General features: G+C 41.3%; 1 protein-coding gene and 2 pseudogenes. All 3 read left to right on the top strand.

Features of this window, described 5'->3' with window-relative positions; genetic code table 11:
• On the top strand, window positions 1–85 hold an 85-nt coding region (locus tag FC652_RS20760), incomplete at its 5' end, for a DUF6500 family protein (protein ID WP_255199206.1).
• Window positions 73–229: pseudogene (locus FC652_RS20765) on the top strand (DUF3265 domain-containing protein); the annotation flags it as partial. The gene FC652_RS20760 and the pseudogene FC652_RS20765, both read left to right, overlap by 13 nt.
• Before the next feature lie 79 nt (window positions 230–308).
• Window positions 309–392, top strand: a pseudogene (locus FC652_RS20770) (prevent-host-death family protein); the annotation flags it as partial.

A 392-nucleotide genomic window follows, 5' to 3' on the forward strand; every position in this document is an offset into this window, starting at 1 on the left:
AGCTACTTGGTGGATTCAAACTCACCAGCTAGATCACTTCGAAAAAGCCTATAAAATCATAGAAATGATTGAATCAGGCAAGTAAAGAACGCGTTAAGTCCAAGCCATAACAAGGCGTTAAAGAGGGATTCATGCCGCGTGGCATTTTTGGTATGCGGCGAGTTTTGGTGTTGAAAGTGGTCTGCGGAAACTTGGTTTAGGCGGCATTCACCCCTTAACGCGGCGTTATAACACAGAATCAACTTCTTGCCCAAAAGGGTCAGTTGAACTATTATTTGTACGTTATTTTGTACTAACTGGAGTTCAATATGAGTCGTATTCATTTCGATCAAGATATTCAGCCTTTGTCTGAGTTTCGTGCCGGTGTAGCTTCATACATCAAACAAATCAAT

It is taken from the genome of Vibrio sp. 05-20-BW147 (assembly GCF_013369385.1).
Taxonomy (GTDB): Bacteria; Pseudomonadota; Gammaproteobacteria; order Enterobacterales; family Vibrionaceae; genus Vibrio; species Vibrio floridensis.